The organism is Parasedimentitalea maritima (assembly GCF_005771405.1).
Taxonomy (GTDB): Bacteria; Pseudomonadota; Alphaproteobacteria; order Rhodobacterales; family Rhodobacteraceae; genus Parasedimentitalea; species Parasedimentitalea maritima.
This window is the reverse complement of the sequence record NZ_VAUA01000002.1, coordinates 195977-215761: the sequence shown is the minus strand read 5'-3', so window position 1 is coordinate 215761 and position 19785 is coordinate 195977. Positions and strand designations below refer to the sequence as shown.

Here is a 19785-nt window from a genome sequence, read left to right as displayed (position 1 = left end):
AGGTCACTATGAGCAGAAACTCCGAGAAAACCCTCGGCCAACTAGGGTTGACCGCGCGAGGCGGTGCTGATCCCGTCATTACAGGGGTAACGGTCGACAGCCGCGCAGTGCAGGAAGGCTATCTGTTCGCAGCGCTTCCCGGCAGTGTGGTGCATGGCGCCAAGTTTATTGCAGGGGCAGTAGACCGAGGCGCTGTGGCGATTCTGACCGACACAGATGGGGCCAAAATCGCTGAGGCCACGCTGCAAAACAGTTCAATCGCTTTGATTGTGGTTGAAGATCCCCGTCAAACTTTAGCCTATGCCGCTGCTTTGTGGTTTGGTGCACAACCCCAGACGATTGTGGCAGTTACCGGCACCAATGGCAAAACTTCAGTGGCCAGTTTTGTCCGCCAGATCTGGGAGGAACTGGGGCATGCGGCGGTCAATCTGGGTACCACAGGTGTCGAGGGGGCCTGGAGCTTCCCATTGGCCCATACCACACCTGACCCCGTAACTTTGCACGATGCGCTGTCGCAAGCAGTGGGCCATGGTGTGACACATGTCGCAATGGAGGCGTCCAGTCATGGGCTGGACCAGCGCCGTCTGGATGGCGTGAGTTTGGCAGCCGCAGGTTTTACCAACTTTAGTCAGGACCATCTGGATTATCACCATACGTTCGAAGCCTATTTTGCCGCCAAAGCAGGCCTGTTCCGTCGGGTGTTAGCTGATGATGGAGTAGCAGTGATCAATGTCGATGACCCTCGCGGCGCAGAAATGCGCGCAGTTGCTGGCGCCCGGGGACAAGAGGTGATCACAGTTGGGCGCGGTCTGGGAGATTTGAGCCTGATGGGGCAACGGTTTGATGCCTCGGGGCAGGACATGCGGTTTAGCTGGCATGACAAACCCTATCAGGCGCGGCTAAGCCTTATTGGTGGGTTTCAGGCAGAAAACATCCTGTTGGCCTGTGGCTTGGTGATTGCCTCGGGCGAAATGCCTGAACGAGTGTTTGAGACCCTTCCACATTTGAAAACTGTACGTGGTCGAATGCAGTTGGCGGCAACGCGAGGAAATGGTGCTGCGGTGTTTGTTGACTTCGCCCATACGCCGGATGCCATAGCAACGGCGCTCAAGGCACTGCGCCCGCATGTTTTGGGGCGCTTGATTGCAATTGTTGGTGCAGGCGGCGACCGGGACGCAACCAAGCGCCCTCTGATGGGGCAGGCGGCCGCGGAAAACGCAGATGTGGTGATTGTTACTGACGATAACCCGCGCAGTGAAGATCCAGCCGAAATCCGCGCGGCGGTTAAAGGTGGCGCACTCGAGGCCATCGAAGTGGGAGATCGCGCCGAAGCGATTTTACGCGGCGTCGATGTACTGGCACCAGGAGATGCATTGCTGATTTGTGGGAAGGGACACGAAAGCGGTCAGATAGTTGGCGATGACATCTTGCCTTTTGATGATGTTGAACAGGCCAGCATGGCCGTCGCAGCGCTGGATGGAGGGCTGGTATGAGCCTGTGGACGATGCAAGAAGCAGTCGCTGCGACTGGCGGGCAGGCTCAGGGTGACTGGAGCGTTGATGGGGTCTCGATTGATACACGGACATTGCAACCCGGTGCTCTGTTTGTTGCGTTGACAGCGGCGCGAGATGGTCACGAGTTTGTTGCGCAGGCATTGGCCAGCGGCGCCGGAGCGGCATTGGTTTCACAGATTCCTGATGGGGTGGATGCCGATGCGCCACTGCTGATAGTCGATGATGTCTTCAGCGGGCTTGAGGCGCTGGGGCGTGCGGCGCGCGCGCGTTGCGATGCAAAGGTGATTGCTGTCACCGGCTCGGTCGGCAAAACCTCGACCAAGGAAATGCTGGCACGGATTTTGTCTGACCAGGGGCGTACTCATGCGGCTGTGGCCAGCTACAACAACCATTGGGGTGTGCCGTTGACATTGGCGCGGATGCCTCGTGAAGCGCAGTATGCCGTGATCGAGATTGGCATGAACCATCCCGGTGAAATTGCGCCACTTGCTGTTCAGGCGCGTCCACATGTGGCGATGATCACAACCGTTGCAGCGGTTCATCTGGAAGCCTTTGAGGATGTTGCAGGAATTGCTCGCGAGAAAGCTTCAATAATGCAAGGGCTTGAGCCCGGCGGCGTTGCTGTTTTGAATGGTGATATAGTCGAGGCCGATGTCTTGAGAAAAGCTGCGGCGGATCTCGGCGTTGCTGTGCAGTGGTTCGGCGCCAGTTCCGAAGACTTCAAGCTCAATTCGGTTGAGATCCAAGGGGAGGAAACCTTGGCCCATGCGAGGGCATTAGGGCGGGACATTGAACTGCACATTCAATCGCTTGGCGCACATTTTGCAATGAACGCTCTGGGCGCACTGGCTTGCATTTCTGCCGTCGGCGCAGATCTGAACAAGGCGTTGAGCAGCTTGGCACTGTGGTCACCGGTCAAAGGGCGTGGTGCACGCGAAGAGATCCAAATAGGTGCGGGCAAGATTACCCTGCTGGATGACAGCTATAACGCCAACCCGACCTCAATGGTGGCTGCTCTCGACGTCTTAGCAGCAACACCCACCAAGGGACGTAGGATTGCCTATCTTGGCGATATGAAAGAACTGGGTCCGGACGAAGTGGCACTTCATGTCATTTTGGCCCAACTGAAGGCGATCACTACAATCGACCAGATCCATTGCGTCGGGCCGCTGATGAAGCAGCTACACGCCGCACTTCCTCAAAGCAAACGTGGCACCTGGTATGGCACTAGTGAGGAGGTCGTGGCGGATCTGACGGATCAGATACAAAGCGGCGATATTGTGCTGGCCAAGGGATCTCTGAGCGTTGCGCTGGCCAAGATTGTTGACGCCATCCGCAAATTGGGCCATGGCGACCCTAAATCCGACACTTCAAAATAGCGAACAGGACTACCTCATATGCTCTATTGGCTCACCGGGCTATCAGACGGCGGCGATTTTTTTAACCTGTTCCGCTACATCACCTTCCGCGCGGGCGGCGCATTCCTGACAGCGCTGGTCTTTGGTTTTGTCTTTGGTAAGCCGCTGATCAATGTGCTGCGTAAGAAGCAGGGTAAGGGCCAACCGATCCGCGATGACGGCCCCGAGGGTCATTTTGTCAAAGCCGGAACTCCAACCATGGGGGGGTTGTTGATCGTTGGAGCGCTGCTCACTTCCACCTTGATCTGGGCGCGCTGGGATAATCCCTTTGTCTGGTTGGTGCTTTTCGTCACGCTTTCCTTTGGCCTGATCGGGTTTGCCGATGACTATGCCAAAGTCTCTAAACAAAACACTGCTGGCGTTCCGGGCAAGGTTCGGCTGCTGTTAGGGATCCTGATTGCAATAATTGCAGCGTTATGGGCCTCGGCCTATCACCCCGAAGCCTTGCAAAACCAGCTGGCGATGCCTGTGTTCAAAGACACGCTGATCAATCTTGGATACTTCTACGTGCCGTTCTCGATCTGTGTTGTCGTGGGTACCGCCAATGCGGTGAACCTAACTGACGGTCTGGACGGCTTGGCCATCATGCCAGTGATGATCGCCGCTACCACACTGGGTATCATCGCCTATGCGGTGGGTCGCGTCGATTTCACTGAATACCTAGACGTGCATTATGTCCCCGGCACTGGTGAGATCCTGATCTTTACCGCTGCCCTCTTTGGCGGAGGCCTTGGCTTTTTGTGGTACAATGCCCCGCCTGCGGCTGTATTCATGGGGGACACCGGATCACTGGCCCTTGGTGGTGCACTGGGCGCCATCGCGCTGGTCATCAAACACGAGCTGGTGCTGGCCATTGTCGGCGGGTTGTTCGTGGTCGAGGCGTTGTCGGTGATTATTCAGGTGCTCTACTACAAGCGCACCGGCAAGCGGGTGTTCCTGATGGCACCGATCCACCACCACTACGAGAAAAAGGGTTGGGCTGAGCCGACCATCGTGATCCGCTTCTGGATCATCTCGCTGATCCTGGCGATGATAGGTCTGGCCACTCTGAAGGTTCGGTAGTCAGACTTCACTGTTTAGCCCGGCCGTCAGGCCGGGCCGCGCCTGACCTTCCCATCAAGCCGCAAGTTTGCCTCCGGCAAAACGGAGAAGGCGCTTTGCACCTCCCCAAGGTCAGGCGCTGCCCTAGGAGGGAACCTTGAGCTTTCAACTTTTCCGTGAACTGCTAGGGTGGTGTGCAATTGAGTTGGAAAACAGCAATCAAAGTTGCCACACTCAATACAGGGCTTGATCAGGAGCGACTTACACGTGCAGAAAAAAAGTGAACTAAAGCAGGTTGAGTATCACGCCGCAGAAAATCCACATGTGGGCGACTTTGAATGCCCAAACTGCACAAAATCCGTTCCGGCGTGGAGGTCATCGGGAATGAGTGACCTCGGACCGCATTTTTATTGTTCTGATTGCAACAACGCTATTTTCCGGCAATCCGATCAAAAACTGATTTGGGAAAAACGCGGCGACGACGAACTTCAGAAAATCACAGAAACTTTGCCAAACTGCGATTGTGGTGGACGGTTCAAGCCGGGCGAAAACCCAAAATGTCCAGATTGCAAGTGGGAGTTCAAACACCAAGGATCAGCAATCGAAAGGCTGTCTGATCCGCATTTAATTTTGGTCGATGGAGCGATTTTGTATGGCGAAGATGGACCAGAATACCAACTGCACATTATCGCAAAATGAAAGCGTGCCAAAGTACAGCCTAAAATGTGCTGAGAAAACGGGAGGCTAGAAAGAGGCTGAACCGCTGTATCGCGAGGCGTTGGTGGTTTTTGAGGCGGCGTCGGGGCAGAGCACCCGAACAGGGTGACGGTGCGGGATAACCTCGAAACCTTCCTCGTCACCCGCCCCATCTAGCCCGCTTGCAATCTCCCACACCTCCGGTGCACTGTGCCGCCGGATTCTAAGGTTAAGGAAAGGGCGCGCCAATGATCCCGGTACAAGGATTTTCAGGGGCCAATGTGGCGGTTCTGGGGTTGGGGCGCTCCGGCCTTGCAACAGCACGGGCTTTGCGCGCGGGGGATGCCACGCCAATTTGCTGGGACGACAACTCAGCCGCGCGTGAGGCGGCTGAGGGCGAGGGATTTACTTGCCGTGATTTGCACAAGCAAGGCGCGTTTGACGATGTCGCCTCGTTGATCGTCTCCCCTGGTATTCCGCATCTCTACCCCACGCCCAATCCGGTGGTGCGAGCAGCACTCGACGCTGGTGTGCCGGTGGACAATGATATCGGTCTCTTCTTTCGCTCGATAGCCACTCCTCAGTGGGACAATTTTGAAACCCTGCCACGGGTGGTGGCGGTGACCGGTTCGAACGGTAAATCCACCACCGTCGCGCTGCTGCACCACATCCTGGAAAGTGCGGGCAAAGAGGTGCAGATGGCCGGCAATATTGGTCGCGGCGTGCTGGATATTGACCCTCCCGGAGAGGGCGGCGTTGTGGTTCTGGAGTTGTCCAGTTACCAGACCGAGCTGGCCCGGTCGCTGACGCCGGATGTGGCGGTATTCACCAATCTTAGTCCCGATCATCTAGATCGCCACGGTGGTTTAGGTGGCTACTTCGCTGCCAAACGGCGCCTGTTCGCCGAGGGTGGACCGGATCGTGCCGTGATTGGTGTGGACGAGGAGGAGGGCGTATTTCTTGCTGGTCAGATGTCCATGGGGGCTGCCGATGACCGGGTGATCCGGGTGTCTGCAGGGCGCAAGCTGGCGGGCGTAGGCTGGAATGTCTTTGCCCGCAAAGGGTTCTTGTCCGAGTACCGCAAGGGCCGTCAGGCGGGATCCATTGATCTGCGTGATATGACTGGCCTGCCCGGTGCGCACAACCACCAGAACGCCTGCGCCGCCTATGCGGCGGCACGTACGTTGGGTCTGGCGCCTCGGATGATTGAAGGTGCGCTGGAAACCTATCCCGGCTTGCCACATCGCAGTCAGATTATCGCTGATCAGGATGGTGTGTGCTATGTGAACGACAGCAAGGCCACAAACGTCGACAGCGCAGCTAAGGCGCTGAGTGCATTTAAAAAGGTCCGATGGATCTGTGGTGGGCTAGAGAAGGATGGCGGGCTGGAGGCTTTAAAGGGGGCCACGAAGCCCGTGCTGAAGGCCTATGTAATTGGTCGAGAAGCTGCGAATTTCGCGTTGCAACTGGATGTGGAGACTGAAGTCTGCGGATCCATGGCCGTGGCGGTTGAACGTGCAATGGCGGATGCGCAAAAGGGCGAGACGGTGTTGCTGGCCCCAGCTGCGGCAAGTTTTGATCAGTACGACAGCTTTGAAAAGCGCGGTGAGGATTTCATTGCCGAAGTGATGGCGCGGTTGGACTAACGCAAGCGGCCTGGAAGTTAGCAGCTGTCGGCGATGGCCGTGCCCGCCGCATGACCTGATGACCAGGCCCATTGAAAGTTGAAGCCCCCCAACCAGCCAGTCACGTCCACGGCCTCGCCGATGACATAAAGGCCGGGCACGGATTTGGCTTCCATAGTTTTGGAAGATAGCGCGTCCGTATCGATCCCCCCCAGTGTGACCTCGGCGGTGCGATAGCCTTCGGTTCCCGACGGGGTGAGTTGCCAATTTGACAACTGGTTGCAGAGTTTTTGCAGGGCGGCGTCGGATTGATCCGCAAGACGTCCCCGAAGATCCAGCTCTTTTGCTAAGTGGTCGACAAGACGCCCGGGTAGTAAACGCGCCATTTCAGTGGTCAGATCTCGGCGGCCTTCGGCCTGGCGTTGGTCGCGCAACAATTCATACAGCGGCAGTTCCGGGATCAGGTTGACGTTGATCGCTTCACCTTCACGCCAATATGATGACAGCTGCAGCACCGCTGGCCCGGACAATCCGCGATGGGTGAACAGCAACGCTTCGTCGAACGAGGTTCGCGCATTGGATAGCCGCGAGGGCAGGGCGATCCCTGCCAGCGGTTTGAAGCGGTCTTCAGCGAAGGTGAAGGGTACCAACCCTGGGCGTGTATCGATGACGGGCACCTCAAATTTCCGGGCGATGTCATAGGCCAGACCGGTTGAACCCATCTTGGGAATGGACTTTCCGCCCGTTGCCAGTACCAGATTGCGACAGGTCACGGTCTGCGGTGTACCGTCGCGATCCAGAGCGACAGAAAACCCTTGCTCAACGCGCGTAACCGAGATTACCGAGGTCTGCAGCCACATCTCGGCCCCAGCGCGTTGCAGCTCACCAGCCAACATGGCGACCACTTGTTTGGCCGACCCATCGCAGAACAATTGGCCCAGGGTTTTCTCATGCCACGCGATGCCATGTTGATCCATCAACTCGATGAAATCCCATTGGGTGTACCGCGCCAATGCGGATTTGCAGAAGTGCGGATTGGCGGACAGGAAGTTTTTGGCCTCGGCATACATATTGGTGAAGTTGCAGCGACCGCCACCCGAAATGCGAATTTTCTCGCCGGGGTTGCGAGCGTGGTCGATCACAAGCGTGCTAGGGCCTGAATAGCGCGCGCACATCATGCCAGCTGCGCCGGCGCCAAGTATGAGGGTTTGATACAACATCGCCAGCCCATGGCGCGGATTCCCGCCAAAAGCAAGAGGAAGAGGCTGGTCTGATTCGCCATTTCAGAGTATGAAAGAAAGATAGACCCCGAAAACGGGGCGATGATGAGGCACAGATTGGCGGTATTCCCATGACTGAGATGGTCTATGGCGCGGTTCCTACGCATGTGGGTGAACCGACTCTTCCCAAATGGTGGCGGACTGTGGACAAATGGACTCTGTCCTGTGTTCTGGGTCTGTTTGTTGTTGGTCTGTTGTTGGGGCTGGCGGCCTCGGTCCCGCTGGCCGAGCGCAATGGCTTTGACAATTTTCACTATGTGCAGCGCCAGGCTGTGTTTGGTTCAGCTGCGCTGGTGGCTATGGTGATGACGTCGATGATGTCGCCAACTCTGGTGCGCAGATTAGCAGTTATTGGATTTGCCTGTGCCTTTGTGGCACTGGCGATGCTGCCGGTGTTTGGTACCGATTTTGGCAAAGGCGCTGTGCGTTGGTATAGCCTTGGCTTCGCGTCGGTGCAGCCATCTGAATTTCTAAAACCCGGGTTTGTCGTCGTGGCGGCCTGGATGATTGCCGCCAGCCAGCATATCAATGGTCCTCCGGGCAAGTTGTGGTCTTTTGGCCTGTGCGTCACGGTGGTCCTGATGCTGGCGATGCAGCCGGACTTTGGTCAGGCCTGTCTGGTGCTGTTTGGCTGGGGTGTTATGTATTTTGTAGCTGGCGCGCCGATGGTGCTGCTGGTGGCAATGGCGGCAGTTGTCGTGTTGGGTGGTATGTTTGCCTACGCCAATTCCGAACACTTTGCCCGTCGTATTGATGGCTTTTTGAACCCCGATGTCGATCCAACTACCCAGCTGGGCTATGCCGCTGATGCAATCCGCGAAGGAGGGTTGTTTGGTGTTGGCGTGGGTGAGGGGCAGGTGAAATGGTCACTTCCCGATGCGCATACTGATTTTATTGTTGCTGTGGCAGCTGAGGAGTACGGGCTGGTCTTGGTGCTGATCCTGATATCGCTATATGCAACTATTGTTGTGCGCTCGCTGTTTCGGCTGATGCGCGAACGTGATACCTTTATTCGATTGGCGGGTACCGGGCTGGTTTGTATGTTTGGTGTTCAGGCGATGATCAACATGGGGGTGGCGGTGCGGTTGCTGCCAGCCAAGGGCATGACGCTGCCGTTTGTCAGCTATGGCGGCTCTTCACTGATTGCAGGCGGCATCGCAGTGGGCATGTTACTCGCGTTTACCCGCTCGCGTCCGCAGGGCGGAATTGCAGATCTGCTGCGTGGACACGAACGCGGCTAATATTTAGGGAATACTGGGGCGGATGGGACAGAAACTGCTATTGATGGCAGCGGGTGGAACCGGTGGGCATATGTTCCCGGCACAAGCCCTGGCGGAAGCGATGCTGAAGAGGGGATGGCGGGTCAAACTGTCAACGGATGCGCGTGGCGCACGGTACACAGGCGGCTTTCCGCACACCACAGAAATAACGGAAGTCTCTTCGGCAACGTTTGCCCGTGGCGGGGTGCTGGCCAAAGCTATGGTCGGCCCAAAGATTGTCGGCGGCGTGCTGAACATGGTGATGCAAATGCGGCGTGATCGGCCCGACGCAGTGATTGGCTTTGGTGGCTATCCTTCGATTCCAGCGCTGGGGGCGGCGACACTCATGGGGTTGCCGCGTATGATCCATGAACAAAACGGCGTCTTGGGTCGGGTGAATAAGCTGTTTGCAAAACGTGTTGCGGGTGTTGCCTGCGGTGTTTGGCCAACAGACCTGCCCGACGACGTACTGGGTGAACATGTTGGGAACCCTGTGCGCGGCGCCGTCCTGGAACGAGCAGGTGCTGCCTATATTCCGCCAGGGGACTATCCGATGTCGATCCTGGTGATGGGAGGCAGTCAAGGAGCCCGAGTTCTGAGTGATGTCGTGCCAGGCGCAATCTCAGCTTTACCGGAAAGCATTCGTCAGCATCTTCGCGTGTCACACCAGGCGCGGGATGAAGACGGCGAGCGCGTAACAGCGTTCTATGCCGAACATGGCATTGATGCTGATGTGCAGCCTTTCTTCCATGATGTGCCAACTCTGATGAGCGAAGCACAGCTGGTGATTTCGCGTGCAGGGGCGTCTTCTTTGGCGGACATTTCTGTGATAGGACGTCCTTCGGTGCTGATCCCGTTTGCGGCCGCTGTGGGGGATCACCAAACAGCGAATGCCCGTGGATTGATCGATGCTGGTGGTGCGATTGTGATCCCGGAAAGCAAGCTTGATCTACAATCTCTGACCGAGCAAATTACCTCCATTTTGAGCAACCCCACTGCAGCGTTGCAAATGTCGGCTGCAGCATTAAGCGTCGGCGTTCCCGACGCCACTGAGCGTTTGGTGGCTTTGGTCGAACAGTTGGCGGAAAAGGATAAATCATGACTCCCACTACCAAGCTTCCCGGTGACGTTGGTCCAATCCATTTTGTCGGCATTGGCGGTATTGGCATGTCGGGCATTGCCGAGGTTCTGTTAAATCAAGGTTACGTGGTGCAGGGCTCGGACTTGAAGTCCTCCAAGCTTACAGATCGTTTGGCGCGCCTAGGTGCGCATGTGTTCATTGGCCAGCAGGCTGAGAATTTGGCAGAAGCGGCGGTTGTGGTGATCTCCTCGGCGATCAAACCGGGCAATCCGGAACTCGATGAAGCCCGTCGTCGCGGCCTGCCTGTGGTGCGACGTGCCGAAATGCTGGCTGAGTTGATGCGGTTGAAATCCAATATTGCGATTGCTGGGACACATGGCAAAACCACCACCACAACTATGATGGCCGAATTGATGGTGGCCGGTAAATTCGACCCGACCGTGGTCAATGGTGGCATCATTCACGCCTATGGCAGTAATGCGCGCGTGGGTGCTGGCGAATGGATGGTGGTCGAAGCAGACGAGAGCGACGGAACCTTTAACCGTCTTCCCGCAACTATCGCCGTTGTCACCAATATCGACCCTGAGCACATGGAGCATTGGGGGGATTTTGATACGCTGCGCGATGGGTTCTATGACTTCGTCAGTAACATCCCGTTTTACGGCGTCGCCGTATGCAATACCGACCACTCTGAAGTGCAGGCTTTGGTCGGCCGGATCACCGACCGCCGTGTCGTGACTTATGGCTTTAACGCGCAAGCCGATGTTCGGGCCAGTGATCTGACTTATAAAGCTGGGGTGGCGCATTTTGACATCCACCTGCAGACTGAAGATGTGGTGATCGAAGGCTGCTCGCTTCCAATGCCGGGTGACCACAATGTGTCAAATGCTTTGGCGGCAGTGGCCGTGGCGCGGCATCTCGGCATGGGCGGCGATGAAATTCGCGAGGCGCTGGCCAATTTTGGTGGCGTCAATCGTCGCTTTACCAAGGTGGGCGAGGTTGATGGTGTAACGATTATCGATGACTATGGTCACCACCCGGTTGAGATTTCAGCGGTGCTCAAAGCTGCGCGCCAGGCCTGTGAAGGTCGGGTGATTGCAGTGCACCAACCGCATCGTTACTCTCGATTGGCCAGCCTGTTCGATGATTTTTGTGCATGTTTTAATGAGGCAGACGTTGTTGCGATATCTGAGGTCTTTGCTGCTGGCGAAGACCCAATCGACGGTGCTGGACGCGATGATCTGGTGGCCGGACTGATCCGCCACGGTCATCGTCACGCGCGGGTGCTGATCGACGAAGATGATCTGGAGCGGCTGGTGCGTGAGCAGGCCCAACCCGGTGATATGGTTGTCTGCTTAGGTGCGGGTACGATCAGCGCTTGGGCAAATGGCCTGCCAGCACGACTTCAGGGGTAAAACATGGCATTGGCTGGGCTCAGTAGTTCTGTCACCCTCGCTGTGATCTGGGCGTTGCTCGCCACGGCGGTGGCTTTTTTGCCGATGCGTTGGCAGATTGTACCGGGGACCATCCTATTAATTGCCGCACCCGCGATCATTATTGCTCTGGGTCTGCAACACGGATGGCTACCTGCTTTGGGTGGTACGGCGGCATGCCTTTCGATGTTTCGTAAGCCGCTGGCCTATTACTGGCGTCGGTTGAGAGGAGTACCTCAATGACTCTGTCGTTGATTTTGGCTGCTATTTGGGCATTGGCGGCCAATGTGCTGGCGATGATCCCAAGCCGCGATAATCTTTGGCGCCGTGCCTATGTGTTAACTGCGCTGGGAATTCCCTTGTTAGGCTATGTCACCTATGAAAACGGTCCATGGTGGGGGCTAGCGGTTCTGCTGGCGGGTATGTCGGTGTTGCGTTGGCCGGTGATCTACTTGGGTCGTTGGCTTCGCAGACAGATGCGACGCGGGTAGAGGCAGCGATGGAAATGCTCGTCTTGATTCTCGTAGGGCTTGGCGCGTCAGTTCTGGCTCATATGCTGTCATTGCGGCGCTTGTATAGCGTGCTCGTTGTTCTGATAGTGCTGACCGGGGGGCTGTATGCGGCGATCCACTGGTATGTTGGCACACTGGAGGGGTGGGATGGACTGACTCTGGCGATTTTCGCCTTAATTGCCGTGATGCCATTTGGTGGTGGCTTGGTTCTGGGTGGGCTTACAGGGTGGCTGCATCTGCGATGGAAAGCGGGCAGAAATAGCTGATGGCTCAACCTGTGCTGACCAACGGATAAGTAGCGTTGTTCTGTTCCGGTGTTAGGGGCTATATGCGCAAAGAACTACATCAAGGGGCAGGTGACATGAACATGGACGGTATCCGAGGGCGTTTGACTCCAAATCGCAACCTGTCGGAATTGACTTGGCTGCGGGTTGGCGGGGCGGCTGACTACTTGTTCCAACCTGCGGATATTGAGGATCTGGCGCTATTTCTAAAACAGCTGGATCCGACGGTGCCAGTGTTTCCCATGGGGGTTGGATCTAATCTGATCGTACGTGATGGTGGGATTCGGGCTGTGGTGATCCGGTTGGGACGCGGCTTTAACAGTATCGAGGTGGATGGGGATCTTGTGACTGCAGGTGCAGCAGCATTGGATGCTCACGTCGCACGTAAAGCAGCGGACGCCGGGCTGGACCTGACATTTTTGCGCACTATTCCAGGGGCGATCGGTGGAGCGGTGCGGATGAATGCAGGCTGTTATGGCAGCTATGTGGCAGATGTTTTTGTATCTGCAACGATGGTGACCCGCGACGGCGAAATCTGTGAAATTTCAGCGGATGACCTGAGTTTTCAGTACCGGCAAACCCAATTGCCCGAAGGAGCTGTCCTGGTGTCCGCAACACTGCGTGCCGGGTTGGGTGATGCCGCTGATTTACATACGCGGATGAAGCAGCAACTGGAAACGCGCGACAAAACACAGCCGACCAAGGACCGCAGCGCTGGATCAACTTTTCGAAATCCTGCAGGTTTTTCATCCACTGGTAAGTCGGATGATGTTCACGATTTGAAGGCCTGGAAGGTGATTGATGACGCCGGAATGCGCGGCGCTTCGCGTGGTGGAGCGCAAATGAGTGAGAAACACTCCAATTTTTTGATCAACAAGGGTGGCGCAACTGCCGCAGATCTTGAGGGATTGGGGGAAGAGGTGCGAAAAAAGGTTTACGCATCAAGCGGGATAACGCTAATGTGGGAAATCATGCGGATCGGTGAGCCGCAGTCAGAATAATCAAAAAACTTATGCCCTGTAGACACTTAAGTGGATGCCAAACAGGAACCCTTTTAGGGATGGCATTCAAAAAAACAGGTCATTGGTAAACATGGTAAACCCAACGTTAATAGGTCGGTAATACCTGTGTTGGTAAGATGGCGTAGGGGCTGGATGGCTTCTGGGACAGCTGGCGGAAACGCCAAAAATAACAAGGGCGAACAATCGCCTTAAAAAACGGACCCTTAAGGGTTCTAATAACCAAAGGGGCGCAAAGCCCTGTGTATATTGAGGCATTTGACGTGGGTAAGTCGAGCGGGACACTCCGGAAAGTGGCGGTATTGATGGGTGGGCCCTCGGCTGAACGCGAGGTTTCCTTATCCAGCGGGCGTGAATGCGTCACCGCACTGCGGGGTGAAGGGTATGAAGTGGTAGAGGTGGACGCCGGTCCAGACCTTGCTGCGCGTTTGCAAGACATCAAACCGGACGTGGTTTTCAACGCCCTGCACGGACGCTGGGGCGAAGACGGATGTGTGCAGGGGATCCTTGAATGGCTAGGCTTGCCTTATACGCACTCCGGAGTGTTGGCCTCGGCGTTGGCGATGGACAAGCAACGTAGCAAAGAAGTGTTTCGTGCTGCGGGGTTGCCGGTGGTTGAAAGCCAGCTGGTCGATAAGGCTTCGGTGATGGCTGCCCATGTGATGGCGCCGCCCTATGTGATCAAGCCAAACAACGAAGGCTCCAGTGTCGGAATTTATTTGGTTCACGAGGTTGCAAACGGACCGCCACAGTTGGCAGATGATATGCCGGATCTGGTCATGGCGGAGACATTTGCACCGGGTCGTGAACTTACGGCAACTGTAGTGGGGGCAGGTGATGCCGATCCAGGTGCACTGACTGTAACTGATATACTGACAGATGGCTGGTATGATTATGACGCCAAGTACCAACCTGGCGGCTCGCGCCATGTGTTGCCGGCAGATCTGCCGCAAGAGATTTTCGACCTATGTCTCGATTACGCGCTGCGAGCACATCGAGCACTTGGCTGTCGTGGCGTTAGCCGCACCGACTTTCGCTGGGACGAAAACCGCGGCGCTTCTGGGCTGATCCTTCTTGAGACCAACACCCAGCCAGGCATGACACCTACTTCTCTGAGTCCCGAACAAGCCGCGCATTGTGGTCTGAGTTTTGGCGCGCTTTGCCGTTGGATGGTGGAGGATGCGACATGCGATCGTTGATTTTCTGGCGCCGTAAGACCGCGGAAATTAAGCAAGACCCCGCCCCCTCAAAGTTGAAATACCGGATGCAGCGCTGGATGTTGACGCCGGGAATTCGGTTGGGGCTACGAATTGGCGTTCCTTTTTGTTTGGTTGCTGTGTTGGGTAGCGCCTACATGGCCAATGAAGTACGCCGCGACGCTCTCAGAAGTTTTGTCGCTGAGATGCGCCAAACGATCCGCAACCGGCCGGAGTTCATGGTCAATATGATTGCGATTGATGGTGCTGGTGGTGATTTGGCGGACGATATTCGCGAAGTTGCATCGCTGCGGTTCCCGGTCAGCTCATTTGACTTAGATGTTGATCTGATACGTGACGTAATTGTTACATTGGATCCCGTGAAATCCGCAACCGTGCGGATCCGATCCGGTGGAGTGTTGCAGGTCGACGTGATCGAGCGCGAGCCTGCTCTCGTTTGGCGCAACCATCAGGGCCTAGCCTTACTGGATGAAACAGGCGCTCATGTGGCCGAGTTGGGTCACCGGTCACTGCATTCAGACTTGCCACTCATAGCTGGCAATGGCGCAGATGCCCATGTTGAAGAGGCTATGCAACTCTATTCTGTAGCGCGACCATTGGGGCAACGTCTGCGGGGATTGGTTCGCGTTGGCGAGCGGCGCTGGGACGTCGTGCTGGACCGTGGCCAGCGTATTATGCTGCCTGCTAAGAACCCGGCTTCCGCGCTTGAGCGTGTGATTGCCGTGAGTGAAGTGCGTGATTTGCTTGAACGGGACATCGCTGCGGTGGATATGCGGCTTGCAGCGCGCGCAACTGTAAGAATGAACGAAACTGCCGTGCAGGAATGGTGGCGGATCAGACAGATGAACGAAGGCGGGTAGTCGGCATGACGGATCTTTATCAATCACAGCGGGCCATGCGGCAGATGCGTCGTCAATCAATGCAACGTGGCGTGGTTGCCGTGTTGGATGTTGGCAGTTCCAAAATCGCATGTCTGGTCTTGCGTTTTGACGGCAGCAGCCGGTTGAGCGAAGACAACTCCATTGGATCATTAGCTGGTCAGTCCGGGTTCAGGGTTATTGGCGCGGCGACTACGCGGTCGCGCGGTGTGCAGTTTGGCGAAATTACGGCGATGCAGGAAACTGAGCGTGCCATTCGTACAGCTGTGCAAGCTGCACAAAAGATGGCCGAAGTTCGGGTCGACCACGTGATCGCTTGTTTTTCCGGTGCAAATCCCAGGTCTTACGGTTTGGATGCGCAGGTAGATTTGCAAGGGCAGGTGGTCACAGAAAACGAAGTTGCCCGGGTACTGGCGGCTTGCGATGTGCCGGAATATGGTCAGGGTCGCGAAGTGCTACATGCACAACCCGTGAACTTTGCGCTCGACAACCGGTCTGGGCTGAGTGATCCCCGCGGACAACTTGGCCAGTCATTGGCAGTTGATATGCATATGCTGACAGTAGATGCGGCTGCAGTTCAGAACCTGGTGCGCTGTATAAAACGTTGCGATCTGGAGCTGGCTGGAATCGCCAGCTCGGCCTATGCATCGGGAATATCAGCACTGGTAGAAGACGAACAGGAATTGGGTGCAGCCTGCGTCGATATGGGCGGCGGATCGACTTCGGTGTCGGTTTTCATGAAGAAACACATGATTTACACCGATGCCGTGCGCATGGGTGGCGACCACGTTACCAGTGACATTTCCATGGGATTGGGTGTGCCAACGGCTGCGGCTGAACGGATCAAGACCTTTTGTGGTGGCGTTCACGCAACAGGCGCAGATGACCGGGATATGATCGATATCGGCGGTGATACTGGTGATTGGGAGCATGACCGTCGTACAGTGTCGCGAGCCGAACTTATTGGTATCATGCGCCCTCGGGTCGAAGAAATACTGGAAGAAGTACGCGCGCGTTTAGATGCCGCCGGATTTGACCAGCTCCCTAGTCAGCAGATCGTTCTAACGGGAGGATCAAGCCAGATTATGGGGCTGGACGGTTTGGCCAGTCGCATTCTGGGTCAACAGGTGCGCTTGGGTCGACCTCTTCGGGTTCACGGGCTGCCACAATCGGCCACTGGACCGGGGTTTTCTAGCGCGGTTGGGCTAAGCTTGTTTGCCGCCAACCCTCAAGATGAATGGTGGGATTTCGATATGCCAAATGATCGCCAGTCGGGCGGATCAATTCGGCGTGCGGTTCGTTGGTTCAAGGACAACTGGTAAGACATGGTCAGCCCGATAATTCCGCCCAACTGCGACGGAATGTCGGGTGACAAAAAGTGAAAGAAACGTTAGGCAGCTATTAACCAGCCGCACAAAGCGGCGGATCCCGCAGGCCGAGCAGTGGTTTGCACGTAAATGAACGAGTGCCAGTTTTTAGTGATTCTGCTATTTGCGGGGTCAATATGTGTGCTTGTGTGTGTCTTCTGAAAAATCGCGAAATATGTCACAGTCGGCGAAATATCGCGGACCAAAAGTCAATTGTGGCCATATTTTGTGGGGAAGTGGGCGTTTTTTTGGTGACGCAAGGCAGATCACGCGGTAGAGTCAAGATGGACAGACAATAATAATGCCTCGGATAGAGGTGCATAATACAGGCGGACAGAGCATGACATTGAACCTTTCAATGCCCGGGCAGGAAGAACTGAAGCCACGGATCACCGTATTCGGCGTCGGCGGCGCTGGCGGCAATGCAGTCAACAACATGATCGAAAAAGAGCTGGACGGCGTCGATTTTGTGGTGGCTAACACCGATGCGCAGGCGCTCCAACAAAGTGCCTCCAAAAGCCGGGTTCAGCTGGGCGTGAAAGTAACCGAAGGTCTGGGCGCCGGTGCGCGCCCCTCGGTTGGTTCTGCCGCTGCCGAAGAAAGTATCGAACAAATTGTTGATCATCTGGCAGGCGCGCACATGTGCTTTATCACTGCTGGTATGGGTGGCGGCACCGGTACAGGTGCAGCCCCGATCATCGCACAGGCTGCCCGTGAGCTGGGTGTTCTGACCGTTGGTGTCGTCACCAAACCATTCCAATTCGAAGGCGCCAAGCGGATGCGCCAGGCCGAAGAGGGCGTCGAAGCCCTGCAAAAGGTCGTCGATACTCTGATCATCATCCCCAACCAGAACTTGTTCCGGTTGGCGAATGAGAAAACCACATTCACCGAAGCCTTCTCGATGGCAGACGATGTTCTGTATCAAGGTGTTAAAGGCGTGACCGACCTGATGGTTCGTCCCGGCCTGATCAACCTCGACTTTGCCGATGTTCGTGCCGTAATGGACGAGATGGGCAAGGCGATGATGGGTACAGGCGAGGCCGACGGCGAAACACGCGCTGTTGAAGCTGCCGAGAAAGCCATTGCCAACCCGCTGCTGGACGAAATCAGCCTGCGCGGCGCCAAAGGCGTTCTTATCAATATCACCGGTGCGCATGACCTGACATTGTTTGAGCTGGACGAAGCCGCCAATCGCATTCGCGAAGAAGTCGACCCAGAGGCCAATATCATTGTCGGTTCGACATTGGATACAGCTATGGAAGGCAAAATGCGGGTTTCCGTTGTTGCCACTGGTATCGACGCAGTTGAAGTGCGCCATGACGCACCGGTTCCGCGCCGCCCCATGTCAGCTCCACTGAAGCAAACCGTCAGCGCAGAAGAACAGCGTCCGGCTCCACTTGAGCTGAATACACCTGTTGAAGTGCCTGCAGTTGCCGCCTCGGAGCCTTCATTGTTCGAGGGTTTGGAAGGTGAAGCCGCGGCTGTTCAGGAGCATGCTGAAGAGGTCTTTGAAGAACCTGAATTGGCGACCGAAGATGGCCTTCCAATGCCTGCATATCAGCCACAGGTCGCTGAGTTCCAACCTCAGGCTGAGGTTGCCGAGGCAGCGGCTGAAAGCTTTGTCGCTCCGAAAGCTCCAGCACCAGGAACTCCCTCACCAGAAGCCATCGTGCGTTTGCAGGCTGCTGCCCAACGGGTTTCCGCCCTTGCGGCAACCGGCGATACTGGCGAAAATCCTGCTAAGCAACGCGCTGGGTTTGGTCTTAATTCACTGATTCACCGGATGACCGGTCAAGCGGGTGACACACCGGCCACTACCCAACCTCGTCAACAGCCAGCCGTTCAGCAACCAGCTGTGCAGCAGGCACCAGCACCGCAGCAAGCAGTTAATCCTGAGCAAGAACGGATCGAAATTCCAGCGTTCTTGCGCCGCCAGGCCAACTGATACAGTTAACTGTTGCGCTGTATCGGTCACTTGTCACTGTATTGGGGTCGCCTTATGGCGGCCCTTTTTCGTTTGAATCCAAAGTGTTAATAAATGTTAAGCGGTGTTCTGCCGATCTGTTACAGTGATGTTTCAATCCGTTACAAAGATTGAGTTGTGGCTTTTTCTTCGACACATTAACTCTGGCTCAACACAGCTCGTGAGGCTGGACATGATGCTACGAGGCACAGAGTGCAAAATACGCTCAAGACATCGGTGACATTTGACGGCGTTGGCCTGCATTCAGGCTTACCCGTGAAAATGATTCTACGTCCTGCGCCAGCGGGACATGGCATCAGCTTTCAGCGCACTGATATCGAATTGGGCAACACGATCATTCCTGCACGGTGGGATATGGTGGAACGCACGGCTCTTTGTACTCGTTTGGTCAACGAAGCGGGCGTGGTTGTCTCCACTGTAGAACACATCATGGCTGCGCTGGCTGGATGTGGTGTCCATAATGCGTTGGTAGAACTTGACGGCCCAGAGGTCCCGATTGTTGACGGATCATCTGCCCCCTTTGTACGCGGCATCATGAAGCAGGGACTGCATCGGCTCACAGACCCGGTCGTCGCTTACGAAGTGTTGAAACCAATAACTGTCGAGCACAACGGCGCTAAGGCAACCTTGCTGCCATCGGATCGTACCCGGATCGAATTCCATATTGACTTCACGGACGAAGCCATTGGACGACAGAGCAAGTCTTTGGATCTGCGTAATGGCGCCTTTGCTCGTGAGCTTTGCGACAGTCGCACCTTCTGCAGCCGCTCAGATGTTGAAACAATGCAGGCCAATGGCTTGGCACTTGGCGGTGTTCCTGGTGAAAACGCCATTGTGTTTGACGGAAAGACTGTCGAAAGCGGCACGGGTCTTCGCCATGAGGACGAGCCCGTACGGCACAAAATGCTTGATGCACTTGGTGATCTGGCTTTAGCAGGCGGCCCTCTGATTGGCCATTATGTCGGTGAACGGGCAGGTCATGCGCTAACCAACACTCTGCTACGTGAACTGTTTGCCACTCCGGGGGCCGTGCGTGAGGTCACCTGCGATTTGGCCATGGCCATGCGTTTGCCTGGCCAGGGTTTGATTTGGTCGGAAATTCCGACCGAGGTTGCGCGCGTCGCCTAACATCCGCCACAGCGTTGGTGTTGAGAATCGCAGAGCTCGGCCAGTCGGC

Annotated in this window: 18 protein-coding genes; 17 read left to right on the top strand and 1 reads right to left on the bottom strand. The window is 56.0% G+C overall.

Annotated features, from left to right (window positions below):
• The first annotated feature begins 8 nt into the window (after nt 1-8).
• The 5 genes from FEE96_RS04735 (at nt 9) to murD (ending at nt 6315) form a co-directional block, all read left to right on the top strand.
• Entirely contained in the window at nt 9-1493 is a 1485-nt protein-coding gene (locus tag FEE96_RS04735; protein ID WP_138161869.1) for a UDP-N-acetylmuramoyl-L-alanyl-D-glutamate--2,6-diaminopimelate ligase, read from the top strand.
• Nucleotides 1490-2893: a UDP-N-acetylmuramoyl-tripeptide--D-alanyl-D-alanine ligase gene (locus FEE96_RS04730; protein WP_138161868.1), complete on the top strand. Its 1404-nt coding sequence runs from the start codon at nt 1490-1492 to the stop codon at nt 2891-2893. The genes FEE96_RS04735 and FEE96_RS04730 overlap by 4 nt, the downstream gene beginning before the upstream one ends.
• 18 nt (nt 2894-2911) lie before the next feature.
• Nucleotides 2912-3994 carry a phospho-N-acetylmuramoyl-pentapeptide-transferase gene (gene mraY, locus FEE96_RS04725; RefSeq protein ID WP_138161867.1) on the top strand — a complete coding sequence of 361 codons (1083 nt, stop codon included), beginning with the start codon at nt 2912-2914 and terminating at the stop codon, nt 3992-3994.
• 246 nt (nt 3995-4240) lie between these two features.
• Nucleotides 4241-4672 carry a hypothetical protein gene (locus FEE96_RS04720; protein ID WP_138161866.1) on the top strand — a complete coding sequence of 144 codons (432 nt, stop codon included), beginning with the start codon at nt 4241-4243 and terminating at the stop codon, nt 4670-4672.
• A 245-nt stretch (nt 4673-4917) separates the two neighbouring features.
• On the top strand, nt 4918-6315 hold the full coding sequence (murD, locus tag FEE96_RS04715) for a UDP-N-acetylmuramoyl-L-alanine--D-glutamate ligase (protein ID WP_138161865.1): 1398 nt from the start codon (nt 4918-4920) through the stop codon (nt 6313-6315).
• A gap of 17 nt (nt 6316-6332) precedes the next feature.
• On the opposite strand, the gene FEE96_RS04710 is transcribed toward murD, so the two are convergent.
• Entirely contained in the window at nt 6333-7514 is a 1182-nt protein-coding gene (locus tag FEE96_RS04710) for a BaiN/RdsA family NAD(P)/FAD-dependent oxidoreductase (protein ID WP_138161864.1), read from the bottom strand.
• Nucleotides 7515-7645: 131 nt separating this feature from the next.
• Here FEE96_RS04710 and ftsW point away from each other — a divergent pair, with 131 nt between their 5' ends.
• The 12 genes from ftsW to lpxC all read left to right on the top strand — a co-directional run bounded on the left by ftsW (nt 7646) and on the right by lpxC (nt 19736).
• Nucleotides 7646-8815 carry a putative lipid II flippase FtsW gene (ftsW, locus tag FEE96_RS04705; protein ID WP_138161863.1) on the top strand — a complete coding sequence of 390 codons (1170 nt, stop codon included), beginning with the start codon at nt 7646-7648 and terminating at the stop codon, nt 8813-8815.
• Between the two features lie 22 nt (nt 8816-8837).
• Complete coding sequence (locus FEE96_RS04700; RefSeq protein ID WP_138161862.1) at nt 8838-9935, top strand: UDP-N-acetylglucosamine--N-acetylmuramyl-(pentapeptide) pyrophosphoryl-undecaprenol N-acetylglucosamine transferase; 1098 nt, start codon at nt 8838-8840, stop codon at nt 9933-9935.
• On the top strand, nt 9932-11329 hold the full coding sequence (gene murC / locus FEE96_RS04695) for a UDP-N-acetylmuramate--L-alanine ligase (RefSeq protein ID WP_138161861.1): 1398 nt from the start codon (nt 9932-9934) through the stop codon (nt 11327-11329). The genes FEE96_RS04700 and murC overlap by 4 nt, the downstream gene beginning before the upstream one ends.
• A 3-nt stretch (nt 11330-11332) precedes the next feature.
• Nucleotides 11333-11590, top strand: coding sequence for a DUF2484 family protein (locus FEE96_RS04690; protein ID WP_138161860.1), 258 nt, complete (start codon nt 11333-11335; stop codon nt 11588-11590).
• The gene (locus FEE96_RS04685) at nt 11587-11838 is read left to right on the top strand and encodes a DUF2484 family protein (RefSeq protein WP_138161859.1); all 252 of its coding nucleotides are present in this window, start codon (nt 11587-11589) and stop codon (nt 11836-11838) included. The genes FEE96_RS04690 and FEE96_RS04685 overlap by 4 nt, the downstream gene beginning before the upstream one ends.
• An 8-nt stretch (nt 11839-11846) precedes the next feature.
• Complete coding sequence (locus FEE96_RS04680) at nt 11847-12125, top strand: hypothetical protein (protein WP_138161858.1); 279 nt, start codon at nt 11847-11849, stop codon at nt 12123-12125.
• A gap of 95 nt (nt 12126-12220) precedes the next feature.
• Complete coding sequence (murB, locus tag FEE96_RS04675; RefSeq protein WP_138162143.1) at nt 12221-13144, top strand: UDP-N-acetylmuramate dehydrogenase; 924 nt, start codon at nt 12221-12223, stop codon at nt 13142-13144.
• Nucleotides 13145-13425: 281 nt separating this feature from the next.
• Nucleotides 13426-14361: a D-alanine--D-alanine ligase gene (locus FEE96_RS04670; RefSeq protein WP_138161857.1), complete on the top strand. Its 936-nt coding sequence runs from the start codon at nt 13426-13428 to the stop codon at nt 14359-14361.
• The gene (locus tag FEE96_RS04665) at nt 14349-15239 is read left to right on the top strand and encodes a cell division protein FtsQ/DivIB (protein ID WP_138161856.1); all 891 of its coding nucleotides are present in this window, start codon (nt 14349-14351) and stop codon (nt 15237-15239) included. The genes FEE96_RS04670 and FEE96_RS04665 overlap by 13 nt, the downstream gene beginning before the upstream one ends.
• Nucleotides 15240-15244: 5 nt before the next feature.
• The gene (gene ftsA, locus FEE96_RS04660; protein WP_138161855.1) at nt 15245-16579 is read left to right on the top strand and encodes a cell division protein FtsA; all 1335 of its coding nucleotides are present in this window, start codon (nt 15245-15247) and stop codon (nt 16577-16579) included.
• Nucleotides 16580-16964: 385 nt separating this feature from the next.
• Nucleotides 16965-18569 (top strand): cell division protein FtsZ, encoded by a 1605-nt coding sequence (gene ftsZ / locus FEE96_RS04655; RefSeq protein WP_138161854.1) that lies wholly within the window; start codon nt 16965-16967, stop codon nt 18567-18569.
• Nucleotides 18570-18800: 231 nt separating this feature from the next.
• A complete protein-coding gene (lpxC, locus tag FEE96_RS04650; protein ID WP_138161853.1) occupies nt 18801-19736 on the top strand; it encodes a UDP-3-O-acyl-N-acetylglucosamine deacetylase in 936 nt (311 codons plus the stop codon).
• Nucleotides 19737-19785 lie beyond the last annotated feature (49 nt).

What these genes read in the sequence shown, in the direction of transcription:
- FEE96_RS04735 (WP_138161869.1), top strand. Translation starts at nt 9, where the DNA reads ATGAGCAGAAACTCCGAGAAAACCCTCGGCCAACTAGGGTTGACCGCG.
- FEE96_RS04730 (WP_138161868.1), top strand. Translation starts at nt 1,490, where the DNA reads ATGAGCCTGTGGACGATGCAAGAAGCAGTCGCTGCGACTGGCGGGCAG.
- mraY (WP_138161867.1), top strand. Translation starts at nt 2,912, where the DNA reads ATGCTCTATTGGCTCACCGGGCTATCAGACGGCGGCGATTTTTTTAAC.
- murD (WP_138161865.1), top strand. Translation starts at nt 4,918, where the DNA reads ATGATCCCGGTACAAGGATTTTCAGGGGCCAATGTGGCGGTTCTGGGG.
- FEE96_RS04710 (WP_138161864.1), bottom strand. Translation starts at nt 7,514, where the DNA reads ATGTTGTATCAAACCCTCATACTTGGCGCCGGCGCAGCTGGCATGATG.
- ftsW (WP_138161863.1), top strand. Translation starts at nt 7,646, where the DNA reads ATGACTGAGATGGTCTATGGCGCGGTTCCTACGCATGTGGGTGAACCG.
- FEE96_RS04700 (WP_138161862.1), top strand. Translation starts at nt 8,838, where the DNA reads ATGGGACAGAAACTGCTATTGATGGCAGCGGGTGGAACCGGTGGGCAT.
- murC (WP_138161861.1), top strand. Translation starts at nt 9,932, where the DNA reads ATGACTCCCACTACCAAGCTTCCCGGTGACGTTGGTCCAATCCATTTT.
- FEE96_RS04690 (WP_138161860.1), top strand. Translation starts at nt 11,333, where the DNA reads ATGGCATTGGCTGGGCTCAGTAGTTCTGTCACCCTCGCTGTGATCTGG.
- FEE96_RS04685 (WP_138161859.1), top strand. Translation starts at nt 11,587, where the DNA reads ATGACTCTGTCGTTGATTTTGGCTGCTATTTGGGCATTGGCGGCCAAT.
- FEE96_RS04680 (WP_138161858.1), top strand. Translation starts at nt 11,847, where the DNA reads ATGGAAATGCTCGTCTTGATTCTCGTAGGGCTTGGCGCGTCAGTTCTG.
- murB (WP_138162143.1), top strand. Translation starts at nt 12,221, where the DNA reads ATGAACATGGACGGTATCCGAGGGCGTTTGACTCCAAATCGCAACCTG.
- FEE96_RS04665 (WP_138161856.1), top strand. Translation starts at nt 14,349, where the DNA reads ATGCGATCGTTGATTTTCTGGCGCCGTAAGACCGCGGAAATTAAGCAA.
- ftsA (WP_138161855.1), top strand. Translation starts at nt 15,245, where the DNA reads ATGACGGATCTTTATCAATCACAGCGGGCCATGCGGCAGATGCGTCGT.
- ftsZ (WP_138161854.1), top strand. Translation starts at nt 16,965, where the DNA reads ATGACATTGAACCTTTCAATGCCCGGGCAGGAAGAACTGAAGCCACGG.